Source organism: Streptomyces sp. NPDC086554 (assembly GCF_040686095.1).
In the GTDB taxonomy this organism is placed as follows: Bacteria; Actinomycetota; Actinomycetes; order Streptomycetales; family Streptomycetaceae; genus Streptomyces.
The window spans coordinates 169,499-194,042 of the sequence record NZ_JBFBJK010000003.1 but is presented as its reverse complement, the minus strand read 5'-3'; the positions used below and the strand labels follow the sequence as shown (position 1 = coordinate 194,042).

At 65.3% G+C, this 24,544-nt stretch carries 22 protein-coding genes and 2 pseudogenes; 15 read left to right on the top strand and 9 right to left on the bottom strand.

The features are described 5' to 3' along the window. Positions 1–45: 45 nt before the first annotated feature. The 7 genes from AB0O76_RS05900 to AB0O76_RS05870 all read left to right on the top strand — a co-directional run bounded on the left by AB0O76_RS05900 (position 46) and on the right by AB0O76_RS05870 (position 6,610). Positions 46–903: an IS5 family transposase gene (locus AB0O76_RS05900; protein WP_365485903.1), complete on the top strand. Its 858-nt coding sequence runs from the start codon at positions 46–48 to the stop codon at positions 901–903. Positions 904–1,502: 599 nt separating this feature from the next. After that, entirely contained in the window at positions 1,503–1,940 is a 438-nt protein-coding gene (locus AB0O76_RS05895; protein WP_365485901.1) for a peptidase inhibitor family I36 protein, read from the top strand. Between the two features lie 78 nt (positions 1,941–2,018). Next, positions 2,019–2,420, top strand: coding sequence for a hypothetical protein (locus AB0O76_RS05890; RefSeq protein ID WP_365485899.1), 402 nt, complete (start codon positions 2,019–2,021; stop codon positions 2,418–2,420). A 26-nt stretch (positions 2,421–2,446) separates the two neighbouring features. Beyond that, positions 2,447–3,340 (top strand): hypothetical protein, encoded by an 894-nt coding sequence (locus AB0O76_RS05885; RefSeq protein ID WP_365485897.1) that lies wholly within the window; start codon positions 2,447–2,449, stop codon positions 3,338–3,340. Between the two features lie 32 nt (positions 3,341–3,372). Continuing rightward, the gene (locus AB0O76_RS05880) at positions 3,373–4,695 is read left to right on the top strand and encodes a peptidoglycan-binding protein (RefSeq protein ID WP_365485895.1); all 1,323 of its coding nucleotides are present in this window, start codon (positions 3,373–3,375) and stop codon (positions 4,693–4,695) included. Further along, positions 4,692–5,375: an ABC transporter ATP-binding protein gene (locus AB0O76_RS05875; protein ID WP_365485893.1), complete on the top strand. Its 684-nt coding sequence runs from the start codon at positions 4,692–4,694 to the stop codon at positions 5,373–5,375. Before AB0O76_RS05880 ends, AB0O76_RS05875 begins: the two co-directional genes overlap by 4 nt. Next, a complete protein-coding gene (locus AB0O76_RS05870; protein WP_365485891.1) occupies positions 5,372–6,610 on the top strand; it encodes an ABC transporter permease in 1,239 nt (412 codons plus the stop codon). The genes AB0O76_RS05875 and AB0O76_RS05870 overlap by 4 nt, the downstream gene beginning before the upstream one ends. 279 nt (positions 6,611–6,889) lie before the next feature. Here the strand turns inward: AB0O76_RS05870 and AB0O76_RS05865 are convergent, their stop codons facing one another. The 3 genes from AB0O76_RS05865 to AB0O76_RS05855 form a co-directional block, all read right to left on the bottom strand. Continuing rightward, positions 6,890–7,186, bottom strand: coding sequence for a hypothetical protein (locus AB0O76_RS05865; protein ID WP_365485889.1), 297 nt, complete (start codon positions 7,184–7,186; stop codon positions 6,890–6,892). A gap of 78 nt (positions 7,187–7,264) precedes the next feature. Further along, a complete protein-coding gene (locus AB0O76_RS05860) occupies positions 7,265–11,512 on the bottom strand; it encodes a hypothetical protein (RefSeq protein WP_365485887.1) in 4,248 nt (1,415 codons plus the stop codon). 387 nt (positions 11,513–11,899) lie between these two features. Then, complete coding sequence (locus AB0O76_RS05855) at positions 11,900–12,124, bottom strand: LuxR C-terminal-related transcriptional regulator (protein WP_365485885.1); 225 nt, start codon at positions 12,122–12,124, stop codon at positions 11,900–11,902. A 389-nt stretch (positions 12,125–12,513) separates the two neighbouring features. Here AB0O76_RS05855 and AB0O76_RS05850 point away from each other — a divergent pair, with 389 nt between their 5' ends. From AB0O76_RS05850 to AB0O76_RS05830, 5 genes and pseudogenes are all read left to right on the top strand, one after another. Then, positions 12,514–12,843, top strand: a complete 330-nt coding sequence (locus AB0O76_RS05850) for a hypothetical protein (RefSeq protein ID WP_365485883.1) — start codon at positions 12,514–12,516, stop codon at positions 12,841–12,843. A gap of 705 nt (positions 12,844–13,548) precedes the next feature. Then, a pseudogene (locus AB0O76_RS05845) lies at positions 13,549–13,843 on the top strand (transposase); the annotation flags it as partial. A 283-nt stretch (positions 13,844–14,126) separates the two neighbouring features. Beyond that, positions 14,127–14,894: a hypothetical protein gene (locus AB0O76_RS05840; RefSeq protein WP_365485881.1), complete on the top strand. Its 768-nt coding sequence runs from the start codon at positions 14,127–14,129 to the stop codon at positions 14,892–14,894. A 709-nt stretch (positions 14,895–15,603) separates the two neighbouring features. Beyond that, complete coding sequence (locus AB0O76_RS05835) at positions 15,604–16,692, top strand: hypothetical protein (protein ID WP_365485880.1); 1,089 nt, start codon at positions 15,604–15,606, stop codon at positions 16,690–16,692. Between the two features lie 2 nt (positions 16,693–16,694). Further along, positions 16,695–17,255, top strand: a complete 561-nt coding sequence (locus AB0O76_RS05830; protein WP_365485879.1) for a hypothetical protein — start codon at positions 16,695–16,697, stop codon at positions 17,253–17,255. A 179-nt stretch (positions 17,256–17,434) separates the two neighbouring features. Here AB0O76_RS05830 and AB0O76_RS05825 read toward each other — a convergent pair whose 3' ends face one another. Both AB0O76_RS05825 and AB0O76_RS05820 read right to left on the bottom strand, forming a co-directional pair. Further along, positions 17,435–18,325, bottom strand: coding sequence for a hypothetical protein (locus tag AB0O76_RS05825; protein ID WP_365485877.1), 891 nt, complete (start codon positions 18,323–18,325; stop codon positions 17,435–17,437). A 116-nt stretch (positions 18,326–18,441) separates the two neighbouring features. After that, positions 18,442–20,106: a recombinase family protein gene (locus AB0O76_RS05820; RefSeq protein ID WP_365485875.1), complete on the bottom strand. Its 1,665-nt coding sequence runs from the start codon at positions 20,104–20,106 to the stop codon at positions 18,442–18,444. Positions 20,107–20,160: 54 nt separating this feature from the next. Here AB0O76_RS05820 and AB0O76_RS05815 point away from each other — a divergent pair. Beyond that, a pseudogene (locus AB0O76_RS05815) lies at positions 20,161–20,979 on the top strand (MFS transporter); the annotation flags it as partial. A gap of 237 nt (positions 20,980–21,216) precedes the next feature. On the opposite strand, the gene AB0O76_RS05810 reads toward AB0O76_RS05815, so the two are convergent. Continuing rightward, positions 21,217–21,675 (bottom strand): universal stress protein, encoded by a 459-nt coding sequence (locus AB0O76_RS05810; protein ID WP_365486331.1) that lies wholly within the window; start codon positions 21,673–21,675, stop codon positions 21,217–21,219. A gap of 199 nt (positions 21,676–21,874) precedes the next feature. Between AB0O76_RS05810 and AB0O76_RS05805 the strand changes: the two genes are divergently transcribed. Together AB0O76_RS05805 and AB0O76_RS05800 are read left to right on the top strand one after the other, a co-directional pair. Beyond that, the gene (locus AB0O76_RS05805) at positions 21,875–22,132 is read left to right on the top strand and encodes a DUF1876 domain-containing protein (protein ID WP_365485873.1); all 258 of its coding nucleotides are present in this window, start codon (positions 21,875–21,877) and stop codon (positions 22,130–22,132) included. Between the two features lie 229 nt (positions 22,133–22,361). Beyond that, positions 22,362–22,652 carry a flavodoxin domain-containing protein gene (locus AB0O76_RS05800; RefSeq protein ID WP_365485871.1) on the top strand — a complete coding sequence of 97 codons (291 nt, stop codon included), beginning with the start codon at positions 22,362–22,364 and terminating at the stop codon, positions 22,650–22,652. 247 nt (positions 22,653–22,899) lie between these two features. Here AB0O76_RS05800 and AB0O76_RS05795 read toward each other — a convergent pair whose 3' ends face one another. The 3 genes from AB0O76_RS05795 to AB0O76_RS05785 all read right to left on the bottom strand — a co-directional run bounded on the left by AB0O76_RS05795 (position 22,900) and on the right by AB0O76_RS05785 (position 24,335). Next, positions 22,900–23,349, bottom strand: a complete 450-nt coding sequence (locus AB0O76_RS05795) for a universal stress protein (RefSeq protein WP_365485869.1) — start codon at positions 23,347–23,349, stop codon at positions 22,900–22,902. A gap of 217 nt (positions 23,350–23,566) precedes the next feature. Further along, positions 23,567–23,875, bottom strand: a complete 309-nt coding sequence (locus tag AB0O76_RS05790; RefSeq protein WP_365485867.1) for an STAS domain-containing protein — start codon at positions 23,873–23,875, stop codon at positions 23,567–23,569. Positions 23,876–23,957: 82 nt separating this feature from the next. Next, entirely contained in the window at positions 23,958–24,335 is a 378-nt protein-coding gene (locus AB0O76_RS05785) for a SulP family inorganic anion transporter (protein WP_365485865.1), read from the bottom strand. Between the last annotated feature and the right edge of the window lie 209 nt (positions 24,336–24,544).

Genomic DNA, 24,544 nt, shown 5'->3' with positions numbered 1-24,544 from the left:
CACGGTCGCCGTTCCTACTGGGCATCACACCGTCGTTGTCCGGCCATGGAACGGCACCGCGAGCTGACCGGCCGGCTGTGGGAGCAGATCAAGGGTCTGCTCCCAGACCATCCCGTTCGGGGCGGCCGGTGGCGTGACCACCGCAGGGTCATCGAGTCCGTGGCCTGGAAGTACCGCACCGGCGCTCCCTGGCAAGACCTGCCCCAGGACTTCGGCCCCTGGCAGACCGCGTACAACCGCTTCCGCCGCTGGGCGAACGACGGAACCTGGACACGGCTCCTGACCCACCTCCACACCCAGGCCGACGCCACACGTGACATCGACTGGCTGGTCAGCATCGACTCCACTGTCGTCCGCGCCCACCAGCACGCCACCGGCGCCCGTCCCCCGTCAGGACCGTCGACAGAGCCATCCGACCACGCCCTGGGGCGCTCTCGCGGAGGACTCACCACGAAGATCCACCTCGCAGCAGACGGACGCTGCCGCCCCCTGGCCCTTCTGGTCTCGGCAGGGCACCGGCACGACTCGTCGTACTTCGAGGCCGTCATGAACCGCATCCGCGTCCCCCGCACTGGCCCCGGACGGCCACGCAGCCGCCCCGTGCAAGTCAGCGCCGCCCCCGCCTACTCCTCTCGCGCCATCCGCACCTACCTCCGACAGCGCGGAATCAAGGCAGTCATCCCCGAGCCGGCCAACCAGATCGCCAACCGGAAACGCCGCGGCACTCGAGGGGGACGCCCGCCAGCCTTCGACCCCGGCACCTACAAGATCCGGAACACGGTCGAGCGATGTATCGGAAGGCTCAAGCAGTGGCGCGGCATCGCTATGCGTACCGACAAACTGGCCATCCACTACGAGGCTGCCGTCCACATCGCCGCCGTCTTCATATGGGCTGCGGCTTGATCCGCGGGACAGAACCTAATGCAGTCGCATCCCAACTGGCCTGTGGCAGTTGATAGTTACAGCGACAAGTGGCCGAAGTTGAGGGGCGTGTGGCGCGACTACCGTACTCAGCTTGATTGTCACGTCGTCGAGGCTGATCTTCCGCAAGGTATAGAACCTGGCACGGGTGGGTCAGCCACGTCGGTCCGACGGATAGATGCCCGAGCAGCGGATGTCCCGGAAGGACGGTCACAGCCGACCGGGTACTCGTCGGAGACGGCTTCTGCCTGAACCTGACGGCCGACGCCGTGAGCGCGTTTCGCGCGCGGGAGGGATGATGGGATGCCCGCCTGGCCTGTCCTGTTCAGCGCTGCCTCACCACCCGAGCCCTCGCGCCCAGACGAGCACGGCACCCGAGCGCCGAAGGGCGCTTAGGGCGAGCCCTGTGGCCAGCGGCCCAGCCAGCGCATCAGGCGCAATTGCGCCAGGTTCCTCATCCCCTGCTCCCGAAGGCAATCGTGGTGCTTGAGTGTCCTCTGAGACTTAAGGAGCCGCCGTGGCGAAGCGACGGGAAACCATTTCGTCTCCTCAGCCAGGTCCGAAACCATCAGGAGTAGATGATGAGATTTCCCAGATTTGCAGCCTACTCTGCAACGGCTGTTCTGGCGGCCGGACTGCTCACATTAGGCGGTTCGGCCACAGCGTCGGCTGACGAAGAGGCCGTCAGCATGAAGTGCAAGACGGATATGTTTTGCCTGTACTACCAGAGTGCCTATAAGGGCGGCATAGCCGACTATGCCGGGGGCATTATGCAGTACACGAGCGCCATCAAGTTCTCGGGCAGCGGTGGCCAGGTCAACAACAATAGCGCCGCGGTGAAGCTCAGGGACAAGAGCTACCACGTGCACGCCTGCCAGTACTACAACTACGACGGGTGGTGCTTCAAGGTCTGGAAGTACGGAACGGAGGGAGAGGGCGGGCCGATCGGCTACAGCGACTGGCCGGAACTTCCTGCCAGCCGGAAGAATGCCTTCAGCTCTCACAACTTTTACCGGTAGAGAATCATCCTTCTCCACCAAGGCGTGCCCTAATTGACAGGGCACGCCATTTGGCGTTGATGCTGATAGGGGATAAATATGGGGCGACGTTTCATGGGATGGCTGTTAGCTGCGGCTTTCGTCCTCCCGTCGGTTTCCGCATGTGATGCACGACCCGAAGAGCCAAAGCAAGCTTCCGGCGCTTCCGCAGAGGACGTGAGGGACGCGTGGTCGAGAGTTCAAGGCACGCTGCAGTCGGGTTGCAACGCAAAGGATTGCGGCGACTACCTCGAGAGTGTCGCGGGGGAGATCGGCCGGCTGGAAGATGCGATGCGAGGATCTCCCGATCCGGGCCACTTCGATTCTCCCGTGCGTAGGATCGATGCCATGCAGGAGAAGGTTCGTGAACGTGACGACATAAATCGCTCGCGCGAAACCATTATCACAACCCGTCAATATCTGGTCGACTGGTTCAGCCGGAACCCGGAGACCTCACCGTGAGCCCGCAGTCGCGTCAAGGCGGGAGGATGAAGGAAGCGATGAACATCAAGAGGACCTCATTTCTGTCAGTGGCTGGCGCTCTCCTGCTGGCAGGTTGTGCACAGGACTCTGATTCATCCAGCGGGCGGGAGCCAGACGCTGACATCGCGCGCAGGACGGATGCGCGCGGTCTGGCCTTCCCGCTCGATGGGTACAGGAACTCGACTGACGAAGAAAGGGCTCTGGATCAGGCCATCGACATGCTCAGTGCCAACTGTATGCGCAAGTATGGGCTCGAGTACGACGTCGCCTCAGGATCCAACCCGGAAGGCATTCCGGAGAGACGGCCCTACGGCGTGACCGATGAGGGAGATGCCCGCCAGTACGGATACAGGCATCCGGGAGCTGCGAAGCCCCAGCCTAAATCGGAGGTCCCCACCACGAAGGAAGAAGACGAAGTGCTCCTCGGGCAGGTGAAGGAGCACGAGGGAATTCCTGTGCCTCGCGGCGGATGCCTCAGGAAGTCGAGCAGGAAGATCCTCGCTAATGGCCCTAAGGGCGTGGATATGAGGCTGGCGGACAACCTGATACTCGAAGCCAGCGACCAGGCGCGCAATGACAGCAGAGTGCGATCCGTATTCCGGAAGTGGAGCTCCTGCATGAAGGATAAGGGGTTCTCGTACGAAACCCCAGTCAACGTGATGGACGGTAGGGGTGAAGGAGACTCGGAAGTCGTATCGACCCGAGAGAAGAACCTCGCTGTAGCCGATGTCAAATGCAAGAAGAAGGGCAATGTCGTCGGGGTGTGGTCCTCGGTGGAGATCGCATACCAGCGGAAAGAGGTCGAGGAAAACGCTACAGCGCTAAGCGAAGTAAAGGCCAAGCTGAAGAAGCAAGTCTCTGCGGCGAATCGCGTTCTGTCAGGACAGGTCGATAACTAGCATTCTGCGGTGCATGCGTGAAAGGGAGGGGCATGGGTGAGGGGGACCGGAAAATGAAGAGACCGCAACGCTTCGGAATAGCCGTCGCTGCCGGATCCGTACTAATCGCTGCCGTCGGGCTGAGCGCCGGGTCATTCATAAAGTCACCGCAGCAGGTCGCAGCCGAGAAGGAACCACCGCCAGCAGATGTACTGACCGCGAAGGTAGAGAAGCGAGTTCTCAGGGATTCCCTCAACACCCGAGGGAAGGTTTCGGCCGGACGCATCATTGAAGTTGCCGCCGGCGCCACTGGACCCGACGCTCTGAAACCCATCGTCACCAAGGTCCGTGTCACACCACAGAGCCCCATCAAGGCAGGCGCAATGCTCCTTGAAATATCGGGACGACCTGTCTTCGCCCTGGAGGGCCCCATACCCGCCTACCGTGACCTCAAGCCGGGAACGCACGGCGATGACGTCCGCCAACTGCAGCGGGCACTGCAGCGCCTGGGGCACGGCGTGGCCGGGGACCGCAGCGGCCTGTACGGCCCCGGAACCAAGGCGGCCGTGGCGTCCCTCTACGCACGGATGGGATACAGCCCACCGCTGGCAGCGAAGGACGTCGAAGGTGACGCCGCAGGCGCCGTGGAGGATGCGCGTCACGACCTTGGCAGGGAGCTCAAGAAGGACCCGTCGGGCAGATCGCCCAGCGTCGGTGAGACCAGAGGCGCGCTGGCGGAGGCAGAAGCATCCCTGGCCAAGGCACAGGCCGGATCGGGCCCCATGGTCCCGGCAAGCGAGGTGGTCTTTCTCCCCCGCTTCCCTGCAAGAGTCAGCCAGCTTCAGGCCCGTGTCGGCGAGGAAGCCGACAAGAAGCTGATGAGCGTGTCCAGCGGTGCGCTCGTCATCAAAGGCGAACTCGCTCAACGCGAGGAGAGGCTCGTCAGGCGAGGGCAGCGGGTCCAGGTCACCTCTGAGACATCCGGACTCAGCGTCACCGGAAGGATCGAAACCATCACCAAGCCCCTGCCCAATGCAGAGGCCAGCCATGAAGACGAGGCGTCCGAGGAAGGCTCGACAATGGTGGTCAAGCCCGACTCACCGCTGCCTGCGGCGTCGATCGGACAGGACGTCCGCCTGTCGATCCAGTCAGCCGCATCTGACGGCAAGGTCCTCGCCGTGCCCACCTCAGCAGTCTCGACCAGAGCGGATTCCCAGACGACCGTCACCGTCGTCACCGGCGATGACAGACGCCAAGTCGTCGTACGCACCGGGGCGGTGGGAGACGGCTACGCAGAAATCACCTCAGTACGAGGCCCGTTATCTGAAGGTGACAAGGTCATCGTCGGGATGGCGCGCGCAGGCCACGCCTCATGAGGCCCGTCATCGACTTCCGGCAGGTCGCGCTCACCTACCCCGGCACCCCCGCGGTTGAGGCCCTCAAGCCGTGCGACCTGCAGATAGCCCCAGGCGAGTACGTCACCGTCGTCGGCCCCTCCGGTTCGGGGAAGTCCTCCTTCCTCAACGTCGCAGGACTGCTGCACAACCCCACCAGCGGCGACTACCTCCTGGAGGGCACCAACGTCGCATCCCTCAAGGAACACGAGCGAGCGCGCCTACGCGGAGAACAGATCGGCTTCGTCTTCCAGGCCTTCCACCTGCTCCCTCACCGCACCGTCACGGAGAACGTCGAACTCTCCATGCTGTATCAGCGAGTGCCGCGCCACGAGCGAACACGGCGGGCACGCGAGGAACTGATCAAGGTCGGCCTCGGACATCGTTTGCAGGCAACACCCACCACGCTGTCCGGGGGAGAGCAGCAACGCGCGGCCATCGCTCGTGCGCTCGCCGGCCGCCCGGCTCTGTTGCTGTGTGACGAGCCGACAGGAAACCTGGACAGCGTCACCGCACACCAGATTCTCGACACCCTCAGCGAACTGCACACCGCCGGGATGACGATGGTGGTCATCACGCACTCTGACGAGGTCGCGCAGCGGGGTCAGCGCACCATCAGCATCAGAGACGGGGTCCTGACTGAGCGGGCAATGCAAGGATGAAGCCGCAGCCCCACAGACAACGAAGGACCGGCACCCCGCGCCTGGCGTTCCGCGACCTGGCCACGGAAGCCCTGGCTGGGCTCGTCCAGCGCCCTCTCCGCTCCGGGCTGACGGCGCTGGGTACCGTCCTTGGAGTGGCCACCTTCGTGGCGATCCTTGGACTGACCGCCACCGCGTCGTCACAGATCGACACGCGTTTCAATGCCATGTCGGCCACCGAAGTATCCGTAGCCGACGCCACAGATACGGACCAGGGTGAACGTGTCCCCTTCCCTGAAGACGCCGATCAGCGGATCCAGAGACTGAACGGCGTGCAGGGCGCCGGCGTCTACTGGAACGTCTCGGGACAGAGCGGAAACCTGACGGTTCAGACCACACTGCTAGACGACACAGGCACACAGTCACCCAACATCGTCGCCGCCTCGCCAGGCCTGTTGCAGGCCGTCGAACCAACCGTCCACGAAGGACGCACCTTCGAAGCATTCCACGCCCGCAAGGAAGACCGCGTTGCCGTCATCGGGACAGGCCTCGCTGAAAGCCTGGGCATCGGCACGCTCAACACACAGCCCGCCATCCTCATCGATGACAAACCCTTCTCGGTCATCGGCATCATCTCCGACGTCCAGCGCAAGCCAGATCTCCTCATGGCCGTAGTCGTCCCCAACACCACCGCCCACAAGCTGTGGGGAGCACCCCACGACAAGAGCACCAGGATGCTCATCTCAACCGACATGGGCGCAGCGCAGCAGATCGCAGATGAAGCACCCCTGGCACTCGACCCCGCCCACGCCAACTGGTTCAAATCGGTTCCGCCGCCCAACCCCAAAACTCTCCGGGCCTCCGTCACCTCAGACCTGAACCAGCTGTTCCTGCTCCTGGCGGCCATCTGCCTCACCGTGGGAACCATTGGCATCGCCAACATCACCCTGGTCGCCGTGCTCGAGCGCTCCAACGAGATCGGACTGCGCAGAGCGCTGGGCGCTCGAGCCCGCCACATCGCTGCACAGTTCCTCGCCGAATCAGGCATCCTCGGCGCCCTCGGCGGCCTGGTGGGCAGCAGTCTGGGGATCGGCACCGTTGTGGCCGTCGCCGTCGCGCGGGACTGGACGCCAGTCCTGCACCCCGAGACCGTTGCGGTCGCACCAGTGATCGGCCTGGCCACAGGAGTCCTGGCCGGCTTGTACCCCGCATGGCGAGCAAGCCGCATCCAGCCCGTAGAGGCACTCCGACGCTGACGTACAGGTGAAAGCGGCATTGCCGAGCGCTTGGCCTACGGTGGTGGGCGCAGGGCCGGCTGCCTCGACGTGTGGGTGGTCCGGGGGCCGATCGCGGCCGATGAGCCGGGGTTGGAGGCTCGGAAGGACGACCTGCCACGTACGCGTGACGGGCCCTCGGGCCCCGGGGCCGCAGCACGGGCCGTTGCCCTACTGGTCAGTGGCACTCGTCAACAGCCGTTTCGCGCTGGAAGGTGATCTTGTGGCGGTCGAGCAGGGTATGAAGGCAGCATCAGCGATCTATGTCTGCGTATCCAGTTGTTCTGGAGCGTCCGTCCTCATCCTCTTTCGCCGCCGTCTCGTTCGCCTCTCCTCGAGGGCACCGCTGTTCTCCAGCGAGATGCGGGCCAGCGCGCTGGCGAGGGTCGCTATGTGGAAGGGGTAGCCAGCGGGCCACCACCACCACAGAACGACGGCTGCCACGATGGCCAGTATGCCCACGAGGATCCCGAGCCTTCTGTGACCAGGAAACATGATCCACGGCATCACAGGTATCAAGAGGATCACGAAGATCCCGGCAAGCCAGAGATAGAGCACTCTCGGAACACAACCTTTCTGCGGGGCTGTTGGAACTGCGTCGGCCAGCCGCTCGGCTGGCCGACGCAGCCAGGCTTGTCAGTGGCTGTACTCCGGGTCAGGGCTCTTACCCGGTGCCGCGCAGAAGTGGCCGTCTGAGGGATTGGTGCCCGTGTCGGAAGCGACCGAAATGTTCCACGGGTTGCCGGCACTTCCGCCGTCGGACGTGCAGCCGTTGTAGGGATGATCGCTGCCGGGCGGCAGCAGGCTGATACCGCTGAAGTTCTCGAAGTTGCCGTAGGAGACCGGATCCTTTGACCCTGACAGTTTACCGTCGAGTCCCATGGCTTTGTTGTTGTGGTACAGATACTGGTTCGGCATGTAGCTGGACCGGAGAAGGGCCATCTTCCCGCCCTTGCCATCGCCGATCTTCTGGATCGTTCCGTCGGTGCAGGCCTTGAAGTTCAGCTCCTGCCAGATAGGGGGTGATGCCTTGAAGATCGACCCTGTACCAGTGGCGACACCGGGGTTGAAGAACATGTTTCGAATCTCGTAGGCGACCTGCTTGACGCTGCCGGGGGCGGGCATGTTGGACACCTGGTCGGTCCATCGCTTGACCTCGTCTGTCACACCCTTGTCGGCGAGTGCAGGACGGTATCCGATAGAGCCCCCGGCCGCGGTCATCACGGCAACGCACGTGCCGCTTCCATCCGAGACAGGATTGTCGTCCACATCGACGACAACCGGCTTGACGCCCAGCGCCGCGTAGGCGCGCCCTGGCAGGATTCCGGTGGTGTTGGTGTCGGTCGTGGTGGTCTTCCCGTTGTGCTCGTTCAAGTCCTTCGCCGAGTAGTTCAGGTTCGGCGGGCTGATGCCGTAGTCGGCTTCGATGGATTTGAACGTATCCATGACGAAGTTAGGAAGGTGGGTATCGGCGGTCCGGTCGTCGTACTGAACGCCCTCGCTTCCTTCGACCACCTTTCCGTCCGCCTTGATGTACGACACCTTCGCCTTGATCCGTTGCTTGTACGAACTGTCATCGGTGTCGAACTTGGTTGGGCGGTCGTCGCTGCTCGGACGGTCCTGGTACGAGTTGGAATAGTGCATCCACGCGGGAATACTCTTTCCGTCCGGGTGATCAGTGGTGCTGGTGCCCGACTCCTTGACCCACGTGTTCCACCGGCCCATCGTGGCCTTGGTTTCTGGCTTTACACACCCAGGCCCGGGCTGGTCGATGCACGTGACCTCTGCGAGTACGTCACCGGAGTGCTTCATCGCCCAGTCATGCAAAACCTGCCGGCTCTTCAACGGCGTATCGAATACCTGACTCTCCTTTCGGACGTCGATATTCTGATCCTCGTCGAAGTAGGCGACAGCATCGACAGTGTCCTCAACGTACTGGCCGTCGATGGGCGCGACGGCGACAGCGTCGAAGGCGACGTCCTCATCTCCCGTGCCATCCCTGGTCGTTGTCGACAGACGGATCGCGGGAGCGCCGTCGAACATGTACCCGCCGATCGATACCCAGCGGTTCTTGTCCCCTCGCTGATCCAGCACCCGCGTGCGCGTTCCGTGGGCCGTTTCGATCTCATACTTTGCGTACCGAGTCTGTGCTCCGTGGTCGGGCAAATGCACGAGGACCTTCGCGGGCCCGTTCACGGCCTTGCCCAGTTTCCACTGGGCGGTGGCCTGGAGCCGCTGGCCCTTGGCGTCGTTCTGCCGGGTGTGCCCGAAGTAGAAGTGGCCGCCAAATCCGGCGCCCAGCTGGTGCAGATCGACCTTGGAAGGCCATACCTCCCCGATGGCGCCCCCTGGTTCCACGCCGGCCTCAGCCTCGCCGAAGTCCATGGAGAAGCTGCCCTGATTGGTCCATCCACCATTGACACAGCTGGGCCGCACAGACGGAGTGCCCGCGGGCACATCATCGATGATCATTGCGTTGGACGGGAGACCAGCAGTCGTGCAGTTCGGCGGGTACGCGGTGCCGTCGGCTTCCTCGGGATAGGTGTCGTTGAACCGCATGAACTCGTTGCCACAGTAGGTCTTGCAGTCCTCCTTCCACTGCGCCGACTGATGCCACCAGCACTTGAACTTGTCCCCGCCAGTGGTCAGCAGGCAGGGCCCACTGCCTGTCTCGTTCTCGGCTCCGTCGCCGATCTTTGAGGGATCGCAGTTGTTGTACGGTCCGCAGAAGAGGTCCTCCGGCGGCTTCACCTTGGCCCGGTGGTACTTGGCGCTCCCCTTGACGGTCGCGTCGCCTTCTGAACCGTTCCACCAGGCAGCGCGAAAGGCAGGCACGAGCTTGCCGGGAGACTCAAGGAACGACGGCGGATGCGCGGCGAAGCCAAGGACCTTCTCCGGGTAGGGCCAGTCCTGGGGGTGAGCGGCCGCAGAGGCCTCCTCATTGCCCAGACGGTCCTCCATGAACGGGGTGCGCCCGGCATCCCATTCAGGGTTCGCGGGGTTGTTGGTCCAGCCCAGCCCCCAGGGAGCGTTGCCGTCAGTGTTCGCATGGAATCCGGAGTTGTAGGCCCACAGGGCGAAGAACCAGTTCTCCAACTGCTTGGGATTGCCGTCATGTACCGCGATGCCGGCCTTCTGTGTCGTGTTCCACTTGTCCACCAGGATCTGCAGCCCGGCCGCGATGTTGGCGGTGTAGTCCAGGGCCACGGCGCGCTGCTTCTGGTAGTCCCAGGCAGCTCCGCCGTGGCCGTCTTCCCGCCCGGCGAGCCTCATGTGGTCGGTGACCTGGGTGATGCCGTAGCCGCAGTCGGCTTCGATGAAATTGACGTCCCAGTCGTTGGCACTGTCGCCGTCGTAGAGGTCGATGCCGTAGTAGTTGCCGATCAGCGGGTTCCCGGTGACACCAGGCACAGAACTGCGGGCGGCCTGCCACATGTTCGACTCTTGAGTCGCTACGCCGAGCAGGATCTGGGCCGGAACCCGGCCGCCGCCCTCCAGGGCGGGGTTGGGGAAGAGGGATTGCGGTTGATATGCAGGCATCCCCAGGCTCTTCCAGTTCGCGGGACGCGCAACGTGCTTGTTCAACGTGCCGTTGACGGCCTGGTCGACCGCCCACTCCACCTGGCGTGGCTTGGGCTGCATGGCTTGGTTGCGCGGATCGTTGCGCGGGACCGAACACGCCCGGTTCGACTCCACGATCTCCGTGCGGCCTCCTGCCCCTGACTGCTGCGGTCCCTTGGCCTTGCCCCCACGGCCCTTGCTGCTCTTGCCCCCTGAGAGAGCGGGGGAGGGGGTAGTCCGGCTCTGTGCCCACTGCGAAGCCTTCGCGGCCAGCGGCCGCACCGTGAAGTCCGCCTCCTTGTCGGTGGCCGGAAGGGTCGCGGCGATGTTCACCGGACGTGCATCGGACGCCTTCTTCGGGTGGAGCGCGGCAGGCGAGCCCTTGCCGTCCGCCCACTGTGTGCTCTGGACCACGAGTCCGGCGCATGTGGAGACGGTGGCGTCCTTGTCGGACCCGGGCAGGCGATGCACATGATCCGGCAGGCTGGCCGACTGCTTCACCGCACCGGTCAGGTAGACGTTCGCCCCTGCGCGGGTCACGCCGGTCTCGGTGACAGGACCACTTCCGAGAACCGTCGTCCTTCTGCCGCCGCTGTAGTGCTTGATGTGGGCTGCGGTTGCCGTGCTCTTCCGACGGATCTGCCGGTCGAGGAATACGATCCCGTCACCGGCATCCGGAGTAAGGCGGTAGGGGACCGCTTTCGTCTTGGTCAGAGTCTTCTTGCGGCCCTTGGCGTCGATACTCACGACGCGGGCCCCGGCGGCCGCGGCGATACCGTCCTGTGTCGGAATGGCTGAGGTGACCTGGCCCTGCGTCACAACGGTCCGGTGGACCTTGCCCGTCGCGGCGTTCACGGTGACGAGGCGGGTGGCTGCCTTGTCCTCACCTGGTGACTGCGTCAGCACGGCTGACTCCCCGGTGCCGCACCCTGGGTTGTAGTACGACAGCGAGGCGGTCAGGTCGAGCTTGTTCACTCGGCCTGTCTCTAGGTCGACCACCGCGGTGAAGCCGCCGCGGGCCATGAGCTTCGCCTTGTTCGTGAACGTGCGTGGCGCATATACGACAACGGCGTGTTTGCCAGACCCGGTCACGCACGCATTGCCGATCCAGGCATCTGCGTCGAAGCCGGGCTCGGACAATGAGGCAGCGGTTCTCCAGGCGTAGCCGTCCTTCTCACGAGCGGTCAGGAGATGAAATCCCTGACCATCGCTGATGGTGGTCCAAGCCAGGTCGCCGGACTTCTTCCAGTCTCTGCCCAGCAACTCGGCGCGTTGTCCCGATGGGACGGCGCTGGGGTCAGGACTGCCTGCTGTACGTTTCACGGTCGCTGCTGGCGGGTTCTCATCACCCAGGGCAGGTGTCTGTACCAGCCCAACAAGTACTGCACCTGCGGCTAATGCAGCCACCGGGAATCTGGATCTCCTGCGGAATCTCAACGAATACCCTCATCGAGAGAAGACGGAACCGCACCCTGATGGGCACGGCAAACCGCCCGCCGGCGAGGGAAGTCAGCTCGCAAGCGGGCGAGCCAGGGGATGTACTGACGGCGCGGCGGTGCGTCAGGAATTGGTCCATCCGCAAAGCAGCGGCCATCGTCGAGTCACGGCACCACGGGATTCAGACGCCCATCTGTTGGTCAAGGCGGCGCTGGACCGCTACAGGTGCGCGGTGTCGATAGGCAACGCTGGCAGGCTCCGCTAGCCGTGGTGCTAAGGCCCGCTGGCCGACTCCGGTAGCAGACCCAAGCGCTGCGCCTGAGCTCCGAGGGCGACCCGGCCCCTCGCCTCCAGACTCGACATGAGGTCTTGGACTTTGCGTTGAACCGTGCGGTGGCCTATCCCCAACTGTCTCGCCACCGCCGCGTCGTCCAACCCCTTGTAAAGAAGAGCAAGAATCTGCAAGCCAGTAGCATCAATAGCCGGAACTGTGGTCACTACCCCCACCCCCCAGTGGTCACTGCTAACTTGTTAGCACTCGTAATCATAGGCAACGCCGATGCTCCTCGACAGGCGCAGAAGCCTCACTAAGTACCGTTAAGCGGTGCATCCGGGGTGGCGTAATTGCGCCACGAGGCATGCGAAACCGAATCGCCAGGGACGGTTTAGAGCCAATGCCGTTGCGTTACGGTCAATCTTGGTTTCGGCCACCTGCCCAGCGCGGGGTGCTGACACTCGCGGTGTCTTCTGCGTCGGCCGAGACGGCCCTCGACCGACCGATCCCGCTCGGCACCAGAGCGGCATGCCAAGATCGCGGCTAACGCAACGGCATTGGAGCTAGGTGTCAGCAGCCTTTCGATACTCTTCACGCGGGAAAGGACGTGGCAATGGCATTGGTGAAGAAGGGGTCCCGAAACATAGCGGTCGACGGCGTCCCCTACCGCTGGACACTCCGCCGCAAGCCGACCTACAGCCAGGCCCTGGTTTGGTCCCCACTCACCTATGCGGTCGAGCTCGCCGACTCACCGGGCAGCACCCTGGTGGTCACGACCAACCAGCCGCATCCGAGCAACTGGGTAATTGAGCCGGTAAGCGCGGTCGCCCCCTACGCAGTCGCTGACGCCGTCCGCACCGCACTCATCAACGGATGGATCCCCGAGAAGCCCGGATCTCCCTTTCAGCTGGACCAGTCGGACGGGTTCGTCTCTCCCCACTGACCACCCGCATGTCGAAGGACTCACCGCACTGAGATCGGTGCGTCCTTCGGCTTCCCGCTCCCCACATTCCCCAGTTGCTTCACTCCGTGAACCAACTGGGGCGAAGAGCAGCACTGGGGAAAATTTGGGGTGTGACCGCGCTTCCGTGACGACTACGGCTGGCGGTGGACTGCTGGATCGTTCCTCCTGGGCACGTCCAGTTCATGGCGGTAGATGCCTTTGAGGATGTGCTGCTTCCGGGGTTGGCGGTTCGGATTCGGCAGCTGTGCGTAGTGGGGACGGTGCTCATGGTGGACGCGGTCGGCTGCGGTCGACCGGGCCGGTGTCCGGACTGCGGCGTTCGTGCCGCACGGGTTCACAGCCGCTACTGACGCCACCTCTCGGACCGGCCGGCGGGCGGTCGGCAGATGGTGATCCGGCTTCTCGTGCGACGGTTCCGCTGCGACCAGCCGCTTTGCCCGAGGCGGACGTTCGTAGAGCAGGTCTGGGGACTGAGTGAGCGCCGCAGGCGCTCGACACTCCCCATGCGTATCTGCTGCGGGCCATCGGATGGTGTCCCGCCGAGTGGTGTAGCCGGTCAGGTGCTTGGAACGCGCGGGTGTCTGCTCGGGGCGTGCACCCTCTGTTGGTGATTGCTCCCTGAACACAGGCAGGCCATCGCGTAAGTCTCCCTGGTGAACGGCCAGTTCAACCGAGGAGGACGCGATGGCCTTGTCCCAGTCTGACCTGATGCGGCTGCTGGAGTCGATACGTAGGTCCGACGGGGTTGAGGCGATCCGGGTGCTGTGCGAGCGCATTCTGCAAGAACTCATCGAGGCCGAGGCAACCGAGGCGATCGGTGCCGCCCCGCGTGAGCACTCGAGCGAGCGCACCACCTGGCGCAACGGGCATCGCGAACCTGTTCGCCGTGGTCATGGAGGCATACGTCCACGGCGTGTCCACCCGGTCGGTCGATGACCTGGTCAAAGCCCTGGGCGCCGACTCCGGGATCTCGAAGTCAATGCCCTGCCCTACTTCGGCAGCACTTGAAGCACTGTCAGTCGTGGTCCGTCAAGAGTCCAAGTCCGGCCTCGCATTCGTCCATGGCGTCGGGCGACGGGGACATCTATTAGTTCGATGACGAGACCGTGCCACGTCCGTTCCGGCAGCGCGAAGAGACCTCATGTCACCTCGCCCCCACCACGTACGGAGGTGACCGCCAAAGGCACTCGCACCGCTTTGACCACCGCCACCGCAACCACAGGTGGATGTGGCTCCTCCCCCACTCAAAGGAGCAACAGGACATGTCACTAGTCACGACACTGCGCCGCAGTGCCCTGCCCAGCAGCATGGTGGCAGGGCTGCTGCTGGCCCTCTCCCCCACTCCGGCCAGCGCCGCCGTCGGCGGCGGCAACATCCTGGTCAACTGGTCGATCCCCGGCACCCCGTCGGAAGGTCTGACCAACATCACCTTCCCCATCACCGTGAACCCGGCCACGGCCCACAAGGCCGGGACCTACTTCGCCCAGCAGTACAACTTCGCCAACGCCATGGGCTACACCGGCCTCCAGCCACGCGAGAACAACGGCGGCACCGAGCGCCTGTCCGCCCGCTTCTCCACCTTCACCGGCGGCGCGACCACCTCCGACCCGCTCTGCCACGAGGGCGCGGACGGCGGCCCCGGAGTCACCTGTGCGGTGGACTTCGACGGCGTATACGGCCATCGCTACGACATCAAGGTCGAACGGACGGGCACCGACACCTGGAAGGGGGCGGCGACCGACGCCGTCACCGGCAAGTCCACCCATCTCGGTACCTGGACTCTTCCCGCGGGAAGCGGCAACCTCCAGGGTTCGCAGGCCGGGTTCGTGGAGTACTACGCCGGGATCCCCAGCTGCGCCGAGATGCCCCGAACCGACGGTGTTTTCGGCGGTCCCACCTCCACCGACGCGGGCGGCCTGAGCGGTACGACCAGGGCCAGCCACGAGTACAGCGACTGCGTCGGCGAGTCCAACTACCAGGCCGAGAACGACGGATCGGGAACGCACGTCACCCGCGGCTTCATCTCCTGAGAAAATTGGTACCAGCCGCACAGTTCGGCAGGCTCGCCTTCCCCGGCGGCACGGAGCCCTAGACAGTGGGCCGCGGGCCGATACCGGGCCAGGCCCCTTCGGCCGACCGAGCGGTGTTGCCCTCCGCCTCTCGGAACAGGTCATTTGCCTCCGAGCGTTCGCGGCAGCGCGGCTGTTGGGCGCGCTCGGCGGCAAGTTTCCAGTCACCGTAAAATGGACGCTCAGGTCGGCGACTGGGCCGCAGCAAACGAGGTCGAGGCGCCCATACCCCGGCTAACAGTTCCTGGCTGAACCGCATCGAGCCCAGTTCGCGCCCTGCGCTACTTCACCCTCGACGGCACCGGCTACGCCAACCACCAAAAGGGCGGCGCAGCGTGATCCTCTGCTACATCACCTGGCGGAACAGGCACATGCCCACGAGTAGCAACGTCAGGCCGAATCTGAGGTGGGTGTAGTTCCTTTCGAGGGATAACTGAGCTGGGAAGACGCTGATTGGGGCGCCTACTGGGTCTGATACGCGGCCCTTGAACATCAACGTCTCTACCCCAGCACCGACCAGCAGAACTACAACCTCACTGCTTGATCCCGGCCGTCACTTCAGAAGATCCGCAGCCAAACTCTTTCGCCCTGTAACCCGGACGGGTCCGACGCCGTTGTCGGTTCATCGGACGGTAGTCCACCGGGTAGACGAATCGGACGGGGGCGGAGCATGGAGCGCGCAGACGGCGATGACACACGGGCGGAGCGGACCACGCGGAACGACGTTTCTGGCGAGGTGGCGGGGTCGGTTATTCAGGCGGGGAACATCGACCATGTCCATGTGACGTTCACCGAGCCCTCCTCGCAAGCCGGTTCCGGGCCAGAGGAACTCACCGAGGGCTGGGGACGTCCGGCGGGGACGCTTCGGTGGCGCCGAGGGCGGAGTGCGCACGAGGCAATCACCGGCGTGGGCGAGGAGAAGCCGCGGCGGCTCGTCGTGTCGGCGATCGGGGTGGCGATGTTGTCGGTGATCGGTGGCTCGATGCCCGGCACCGCGCCTGGTCCCGTGCCGTCCGCCACCGCGTCCGGCCCGGATTTTGCGGTGTCCGTGGAGGCGGTCCGGCTCGACGACGAGGGTTGGTGGGCGGCGACGAGCGGCGACTTCCGGCCCTCCGCGGCGCAGTCCCGCTTCCTGGCCAAGCCGATGTCCACGGCGTCGGAAAACTACGACGACTTCCTACGGTCCACAGGGGCGGTCAACGTCGGGGAACAGACACTGCGTCTGACCTTGACCGGTCGGAGCGACCAGCAGGTGAACGTCCTCGACGTCCGTCCGGTCATCGTCCGCCGCGCGAGCCCGTTGGCCGGCACGCTCTTCGCCGTGGGGAGCCAGGCGGGATCGGCCACGTTTCAAGTCGTCTACGACCTGGACCGGCCCAACCCGGTGGCGCGCAAGGCGGTACGTGACACCGACTTCTCGGAGGCGAACCCCGACGCGGGCGAGGTGAAAGCCGGACCGCCGTTCTTCACCGACACCACCATCACGCTCCACCGTGACGAGCAGAACGTGCTGGTGCTCCGGGCCAGGACAGAGCGCTTTCATGTGGCGTTCCGGCTCAAGGTGACGTACATGCTGGGCGACCGCAGGAAGTACATGACCATTGACGACCGCGGTCGACCCTTCCAGGTCACCGGCGTCAGCCGCAACCCGGACGGCGAGGAGCGCTACGGTCGAGTCTTCAGCATGCAGAGCGACTACTCGATGTGCCAGACCGTGGGCCCGGACATCGACACGGCGCGACAGTGTCAGGGGATCTGAGGGTGCGGCACGTCTCTCGTACCGGTCGGCTGATCGCCCTTTGTCTCGCCGCGACGTTGCTGCCGGGATGCGGAGCCGGGGAGAGCACACCACGGCCGGACCACGACCGCGAGCAGACGGCGCCGCCGCCCTGCCCCGGCGTCAACGTGTCCGGCCTCGGCGATCCCGACGGATCCGACCCGGTCGCGAAGTCCTATCGCGTCCTGACTGAGCCGGTCTACAAGGCGGCGTGCGCCGGCGACGACCGCCGCCTCGCCCGTCTGATCGACAGCGCTCCCGGCGGGGCACAACACTTCGCGACCAACACCTGCCAGGGCTGCGACGGAAGCGAGATCGTGGACATGTGGCGGAACGACTATGGCCTCGACCTGACCGAACTCGCGCGGCTCCTCGAAACACCACCGCACTGGACGCAGGGAGGCGTCCTGTACCTCAGGGGGAATCACCTCGCCGACTTCAACCGAGGCTGGAACGGAGTGCCCGCATCCTGGAGCGGCTTCTACCCCGACTGCCGCGCCGACGAGCTCTGCGCAATGGACTCCGAGCTCGCCGACACCTCCTGATCGGGCACCCGGGAACGACAGGCTCGACGGGATCTAGGCGTCGACCACCGCCTCGCATAGGTCTTTCCCCGGCGGGTGCGGATCCTCTGAAGTGACGGTCGGGGTTGTAGTTCTGCTGGTCGGGGCTGGGGTAGAGACGTTGATGTCACGGGCCGCATAGAAGAACCAGTCGGTCCCAATCAGCGTCTTCCCAGCTCGGTCATCCCTCGAAAGGAACTACACCCATCTGAGGTGCTGGTCCCAGACATCGACGGTCTATAGAAGTCCGCTCGTACCATGGCCACCAGCATCCGCGACCTGGCTGAACCCACGCGGAGCTGCTTGCGTAGCGTCTCCGCCGAGATCGGCCGTTGAAACACCTCACGGTGGCGGGCATCCTCTTGCCGGGCCCTGTCGAGCAAGTCATCACCGTCCAGCGGTGGCCCAGTCTCGTCCGCGCTCGCACCCGGAGAAGCCCGGCCCAATGAACTGTTGACTGGACACTCTCGCTTGATGGTCACGCCCTCCGCCTCGATGCGCTCGGGCGTGACCTCACGCTGCATCTCGCTGATGGTCTGCAGCAAGCCAGGCCCCACCTCGGCCCAGCCAATCAACAGCAAAGGCCCAACTGCGTCAAAGGCTGCCTTGCCGAGCTGGCCTGCAAAAGCTGGGGCGGCCACGTTCAGCGCCAAGGTCATGACACTTGAGAAGATGAGCAGGCGACGAGCCGACCGCATTTGGTCAGCTCGCGCTCCATGCATGGCCATGTGGTGCAATGCCAGCAGCAGGCCGAGCACCGACAAGTCCACCGCCGGAGCCACAAGTGGAGCCACCAACGGCGGCACACCTAGGCTCGACGCCAAAGCCCAGACATTGCCGAAGCCGAACAAGAACGTCAATGCCACGACCGTGCCGCCAGTGAGTGTGACCGCGCGCAGAGTGAATCGCTGCTCGAGAGAGACCTCGGGAGAGACTTCGCGGCTTACCGAGGGAGAAGAGTCGCAGGGGGATCGCTCGCACTCCGGACCAGAGGTCGTGGCCCCGCCAGGACTCAGGTGGGGCGCGCGGCGGCGATAATCAATCGTCTTCATCGGCTAGCGTCCTTTCCCCGTCAGGCGGCCAGGGGCATCCAGGCATCAGTATCGGAATTGGCCACGGATGATCCGAATCCCTGCGACCCTCCCCACGCGGCACACGTATTTGCCTGTCAGGGGGACGTATGGACCTGACGCGGCAAAGATGCGCCTTCACCCTGGCCATTCCGCTCAACAGAGAGTGTTCTCCGCCAGACCATCACCGACTCGGGGGCAGACCCTGGCCCCCCGCGCTGAGTCGGCAGCATGGCTATATGGAAGAGCGCCGCGACTGTGGAAGCGCGCACATCGATCGGCTCCTGCTCCCACTCGCTACGAGTAACCCCAACCATGCGCCTCGCCAGACGTTGCTGGGATGTCACCTCCAGTCGCGTGTGTAGCTGGATCAGTTTGCGGTCGTACAAGGTGATCGCCCTCATCAGGACGACAGGATCCACATCTGGGTCGTCCGCCGCGTTCTCGATCTGCGTGTACAGCTTTGCCTTGCGATGCTCAAGAGCGACGATCTCCTTCCGCACATCTGGACGCTGGCGGTCCTCTGCCTCATTGAGCTCAGCAACGAATCGTGGAGCTGACAGGAGCCGGAGCACGCGCCCGTTGATGTAGGCGTCCAGAAGTAGCTCATTGCGGCCTTTCCCGCACGATCTGCAGTAGTAGACACGAGATGCATGTCCCCGATTCCCAACCGGCTTCACGCAAAGCGTCAAGTGCTGGTATTCGCAGGTCCGTACGGAGGTCGCGCATCTAGCAGGGACCCCGTCGCCCGCACCCGGCCTATGACACTGCCAACAGACCCCGATGCCGGTCAACAGGCGCTTGCGTTCCTTCCCGAAGTAGCCGTACGTGTCCCGATGCTTGGCAAAGAGCGCCTTGAGATCTTCGAGCATCTCGAGGGAAACGACCTCGCCCCAGACCGCTTCATAGAGAGCCCCTTCATACTCGATCAGGCCCGCCATCCGCCACGCGGTCAGGGCACGGGTCAAAGTGGGTACAGTCCAGGGATTACCCATGGAAGTCGTACTGCGTTGGTTCATCCACCGCACCGCGCCGTACTTGCTCAGACCCGCCAGGAGCAGCTGACCGACTTCCTTCAGGTGCGCGATCTCCTCAGGCACGGTCTTCTCGTAGTCGAGCACGGGCAGTTCGTACTCGTTGCCCGTATCGGGATCGACCTTGATCCGGGTTCTTCCTGTGAGCGCACCCCAGCCGTACGGGCGTCGACCACCCGGGCGTGGACGGCCCGTCACAACCCGGGCCTTCACGCCGCGCTTCACACGCCGCGAAATGTTGTCAGATTCCCGGCATGCCTGCGCAGCTTCGATACGCAGGATGAATCTGTCATCTGGATTACTCAGGTCGCGTACGCCCGAGACCGAAGCGAGTGGGATGTGCCGAGTGTCAGCAATGTTGAGAAGCAGCTCCAGGTCGTACGGCTGCCGAATGAGACGGTCACCGTGGTAGACCATAATCCCGTCGTGGCTGTGATCAGCGCGCGGCTCCAGTGAAAGCAGCATGTCGTCCCAGCGGGGCCTCTTACGGTTACGCTGCCACGCGCTGCGCGAGTTGTCGACAAACACGCAACAGAAGTCCGGCCAGTTGAGTCGCAGAGCCATCGCCCGGCCGTCGGCTTCCTGACGTTCAACCTTCTCAAGAGAGCCATCCGGCGCATGCGACAACCGGCAGTACAGACAAGGGCGTTGTGGAGTCGGCAGCATCGCGGCCTCCGTGACCATCAGACGGACTACGAAGGGGCAGACCAGCCCGCGGGCAGAGGCCACGCGGGCAGTCCCCTCAACTCACCTTCACATCTTCGTGTTTAGCAGACTATGAGCGGGATCAACGTGGCGATGAACAGCGCCGCCGTAGACCTGGTGGCCGCCCTGCGCCGCCCGATCATGCCCAGCTTCCACGCCGCGTTCAGCCTGGGCGGCATGGTCGGCGCGGGCCTCGGCGGACTGATCGCAGGATCCCTCTCCCCCACCCGCCACCTGCTCGGCCTCACCGTCATCGGCCTGATCGTCACCGCCGTCGCAGGACGCACCCTGCTGCGCCTCGAACCACCGGCCCCGCCGAGCGACGCCCACCGCGAGGACAACGCCCCGCGCCGCCTCGACAGCCGCACCCGCGGCCTGGTGATCGTCTTCGGCCTCATCGCCCTCTGCACGGCGTTCGGCGAAGGAGCACTCGCCGACTGGGGTGCGCTGCACCTCGAGCAAGACCTCGACGCTGCCCCAGGGATCGCAGCCGCCGGCTACTCCTGCTTCGCCCTCGCCATGACCATCGGCCGCCTCACCGGAACCACCCTGCTCGAACGACTCGGCCAGACCCCGATACTCGTCGCCGGCGGCACCTTGGCCGCCGCCGGCATGCTCCTGGGCGCACTCGCCCCGTCCGTGTGGGTGGCACTTCTCGGCTTCGCCATCACCGGACTCGGACTCGCCAACATCTTCCCCGTCGCCGTCGAACGCGCCGGCGCCCTGGCCGGACCCAGCGGCGTCGCCACCGCCTCCACACTCGGCTACGGCGGCATGCTCCTCGGACCGCCCGCCATCGGATTCATGGCCGACTGGTTCACCCTCCCCACAGCCCTCACCAGCGTGGCGGTCCTCGCGGCCCTCGCCGCCGTGATCGGCTACAACACCCGGCGATGACGGAGCCGTGAAGCAGAATCCATGCAGCGAATCAGGCCGCAGCTGACTCGTTGATATGCGCCTTCAGGTAGTTTCAGGTAGTTGCGGTGCAGCACAGCGAGTCGGCGTACCTCTGCATCGATCAGTCGGCAGCGCAGGCATTCGTTCGGGTCCAACAGACCATGCTCGCAAGGCTCTCGTTGTATCCCGCCCAGAACGCCTCTTCTGGAGTGCGGCAAATGGTCGGCCTGTCCATCGTCAATCCAAGCCCGGCGCTCGCCGGGGGCGGCACTCAGCCTGGGCTCGGGGCCGACCATCGCTGCCAGCCGCAATCCTGCCGATGACGGCATGAGTCGAGCCGAGGAGCAGCAGTTCGGCGTACTCCGCCGTGTCCGCCTGGACGTCGGCGGGCCGGCCGTTCAGCTGCACCGCGGTCACCGTGACGCCGGGGTGGCGCGGTTCGAGCATCTCGGCGATCTCGCGCGGAACCCGCTCGCTCCAGTGCTGCTGTGTCTCGGTGCCGAGGAGCGGAGCCTGTGCCACGGGCTCCGGTACGGGCTCCCAGACGTGGACAACCTTCAGCGGCAGGCCGCACAGCCGCGCCTCGCGGGCTGCCCACTCGGCGGCGGCCCGGCTCTCGGGCGAACCGTCGAGGCCGACGATGAGCTGCGGTGCAGGGGCCGCAGGTCCAGACCGGGTCCGTCCGGCGCTGCACAGGCCACCCGAGATCGGCATCGAGCGCTGGAGCCTCAGGAACACCGGCGTTCCTGACGGTGGGCACGGCTGAGGGGCCCGGCGTGCACCTCGGTGGGGCCAGTTCAGCTCTGGACCGGCGATCGGGACGGGCGCACGCTGAAGGAGGAGAGAGGCGAGGACGCGGCCCCGCCCGCACCGCCTCCGCACAGGAGTGATCACGATGGAAGCCAAGCAGTGGACCGTACAGATCTACATCACCGAGGAAGGCGACGAGACCCTCGCACGTGCCGTTCTGAACACGCGTGATACTTCGGCAGTCACCGGCAGGGGCACGGCGAGGCGCAACCCGGTCGACCGTCGCATTCCCGAGATCGGCGACGAACTCGCCGCCAGTCGCGCCTTGGAGGACCTCGCCATCCGGCTGCACGACGTCGCCTCGGACGACATCGTCCAACTGGCCGGCCCTGTCGAGCGCTGACAGGGCCGGACGCGGAGCCCCTCGGCGTTTCCGACTGCTGCCGAGCAGCGGGACCGGGCCGCGCAACGGCTCGCCCCCGGCGCATGGCCACTGTCCCCGTACCTCGCCGAGGTCGATGCTGTGCCCCAGAAGAGCGCGGGCGCGCCATGATCATTCGGCATCCACCCGCGGTCGGCCGCCCGAAAGGTCGAGGACATCGAGGTGACGCCGCGGACATCAAGCTGACGTCATGGACGTCCTGCTGGGATACGCGACCGCGCACTGCTCGACGCGCGGGATCGCCGACGGACTGGCCGCCGAGCTGGGCGATGCAGGACTGAAGGCCGAGGCGAGGGCCATGGGATCGGTGGACGACGCCGACGCGTACAACGTGTTCGTCCTCAGCGGCACCATCCACGGGCAGACCTGGCTGGGTCCGGCGAAGGCCTTCGTACGCGACAACCTCGACGTACTGCCTGCGGCTCGCGGCACTGCGCAGACGCGCCCTCGGGTCCGCGCCCTCGGGTCCGCGCCGCTGTGAGCTGCCAACAGTGGGCATGGCCCAGCCAGTCCCCGTTCGATCAAAGGCGCCACGATGAATTTCGGTCCGCGTCTGCTTCCGTCCGATGGAACTGGCTCAAGGGGTCAGCTTCGGCGCAGGAACCCGCCTCTTCCACGAAGGAGATCACGCCGAACCGGTTCTGGATCGTGCGGTCCGGCGCCGTGCCCATGGATACCCCCCTGCCTCGGCCGGTAGGCGCCCTACGGCAGCGGCAGCTCCCTCTGGTTCACGCGACAGGCACGTCCGGCCGGACGATGGTCACCGGGCAAGGAGCGTGCAGCGCCACCTGCTGGCTCACCGAGCCGAGCAGGGCACGCCGGAAGGCACCGCGACCGTGGCTGCCCACGACCAGCATGTCGGCTCCCTCGGACTCATCCACCAGGACCCCGGCCGGGTGGCCGTGCACCAGGCGTTCGTGCACCAGGGAGGTGCCCTCCTCACCGAGTACGGTGCGGACCTCCTCCACCAGACGCCGCTCGGCGTCTTCCTCATCGAACGTGGCGTCCACCGCCGGAGCCGACCACGACGCCTCTCCGGGAATCTCCCATGCCGTGACCGCCACCACCTTCCCGGATACGAGACCGGCATAGCGGACCGCCCAGCGCAGTGCGGCTTGGGACGAGGGCGATCCGTCGACGCCCACTACGATTCGCGGAGCCTCGTGCTGTGTGTCCATGCCCGTCACCCTTTCGACGTTCTACATCCAGCGTGCGCGAGTCGCGTACACGACGCCACGCGAGCTGTTCCGACTCGGCGAGGCCGCCTTTGAGCAGTCGTGACCGGCGGCTCGAAGCAGCAGGTTCGGAACCTGCTGCTTCGGAGCCCCCGGGTACGGGTCGGCTAGGGCAAGAGCACCCTGGCGGCGGTGATCCACAGCTTGAGCGGCCGCGAGGTCACGACGGCGGATGATCACGCAGCCAGTCCCGATAGGAAGCCACGGCCGTGTGCAGGGTGGGGAACATCAGCTCTTCGCCGATCTCGGCGGTGAGCCCGTACGCGTCGAGGTCGTCGCGCAGATCCTGTTTGATGCGGGCGAGCGCGAACACGATGCCGCGCTCGCGCAGCTGACGGCAGAGACTCTGGACCGAGTCGAGCGCCGTGATGTCCACCTCGACATTGGCGAAGAACAGCGGTGAGTCGTAGCGGTAGACCACCATGCCGGGAATCGTGTGGGCCTGCGGATAGTCGTCGACGTCGTGCATCCCTGCGGGGCCCTCGACCTTGCCCTGGATCGCATCGTGCGGGGCATCCCGGGCTGCGGCAGCCCTGCGGGGATGTCTCCGGTCACGCGGATGCCCCGTTGCGAGGGACACCGGTGAGTCTCGGCAACTGTTCGACGATCATGATCAGGCCGACTCCTGTCATATAGCCGACCAGGATCGGACGGGACAGAAGGTCGGCCACGAAACCGAGGCGGGCGGCGTAGGCAACGGCGCAGAAGAGTCCCACGATGATTGCGAGGAGGGCGGCCAGACCGGCGTAGCGTGCGGGGTCCCCGGCGGCGAGCGGGCCGATGACGACCGCTGTCATCAGTGCCGTGGTCGACTCGGGCCCGACCGAAAGCTGCCGGGACGGGCCGAGCAAGGCGTAGACGGCCATCGCGGGCAGGGCCGCCCACAGGCCGGTGATCGGAGGCAGACCGGCCGGCGCGGCGTACGCCATCACCTGGGGGGATCGGATACGCGGCCACGGTGAGGCCGGCGAGCAGATCGCCGCGCAGGTCGGCGCGCCGGTAGTGGGCCGGCACCGTCAGTCCCGGCGCCACTTGGCCCGGCAGGGCAGCGCTGCCGCGCGGCTGGGCCATGGGCGCCGCCTTCCCTGTGCAAGAGCTGCTTCGCTGTTCGGCGTGTTCCGCACGCTGGTGACGCCAC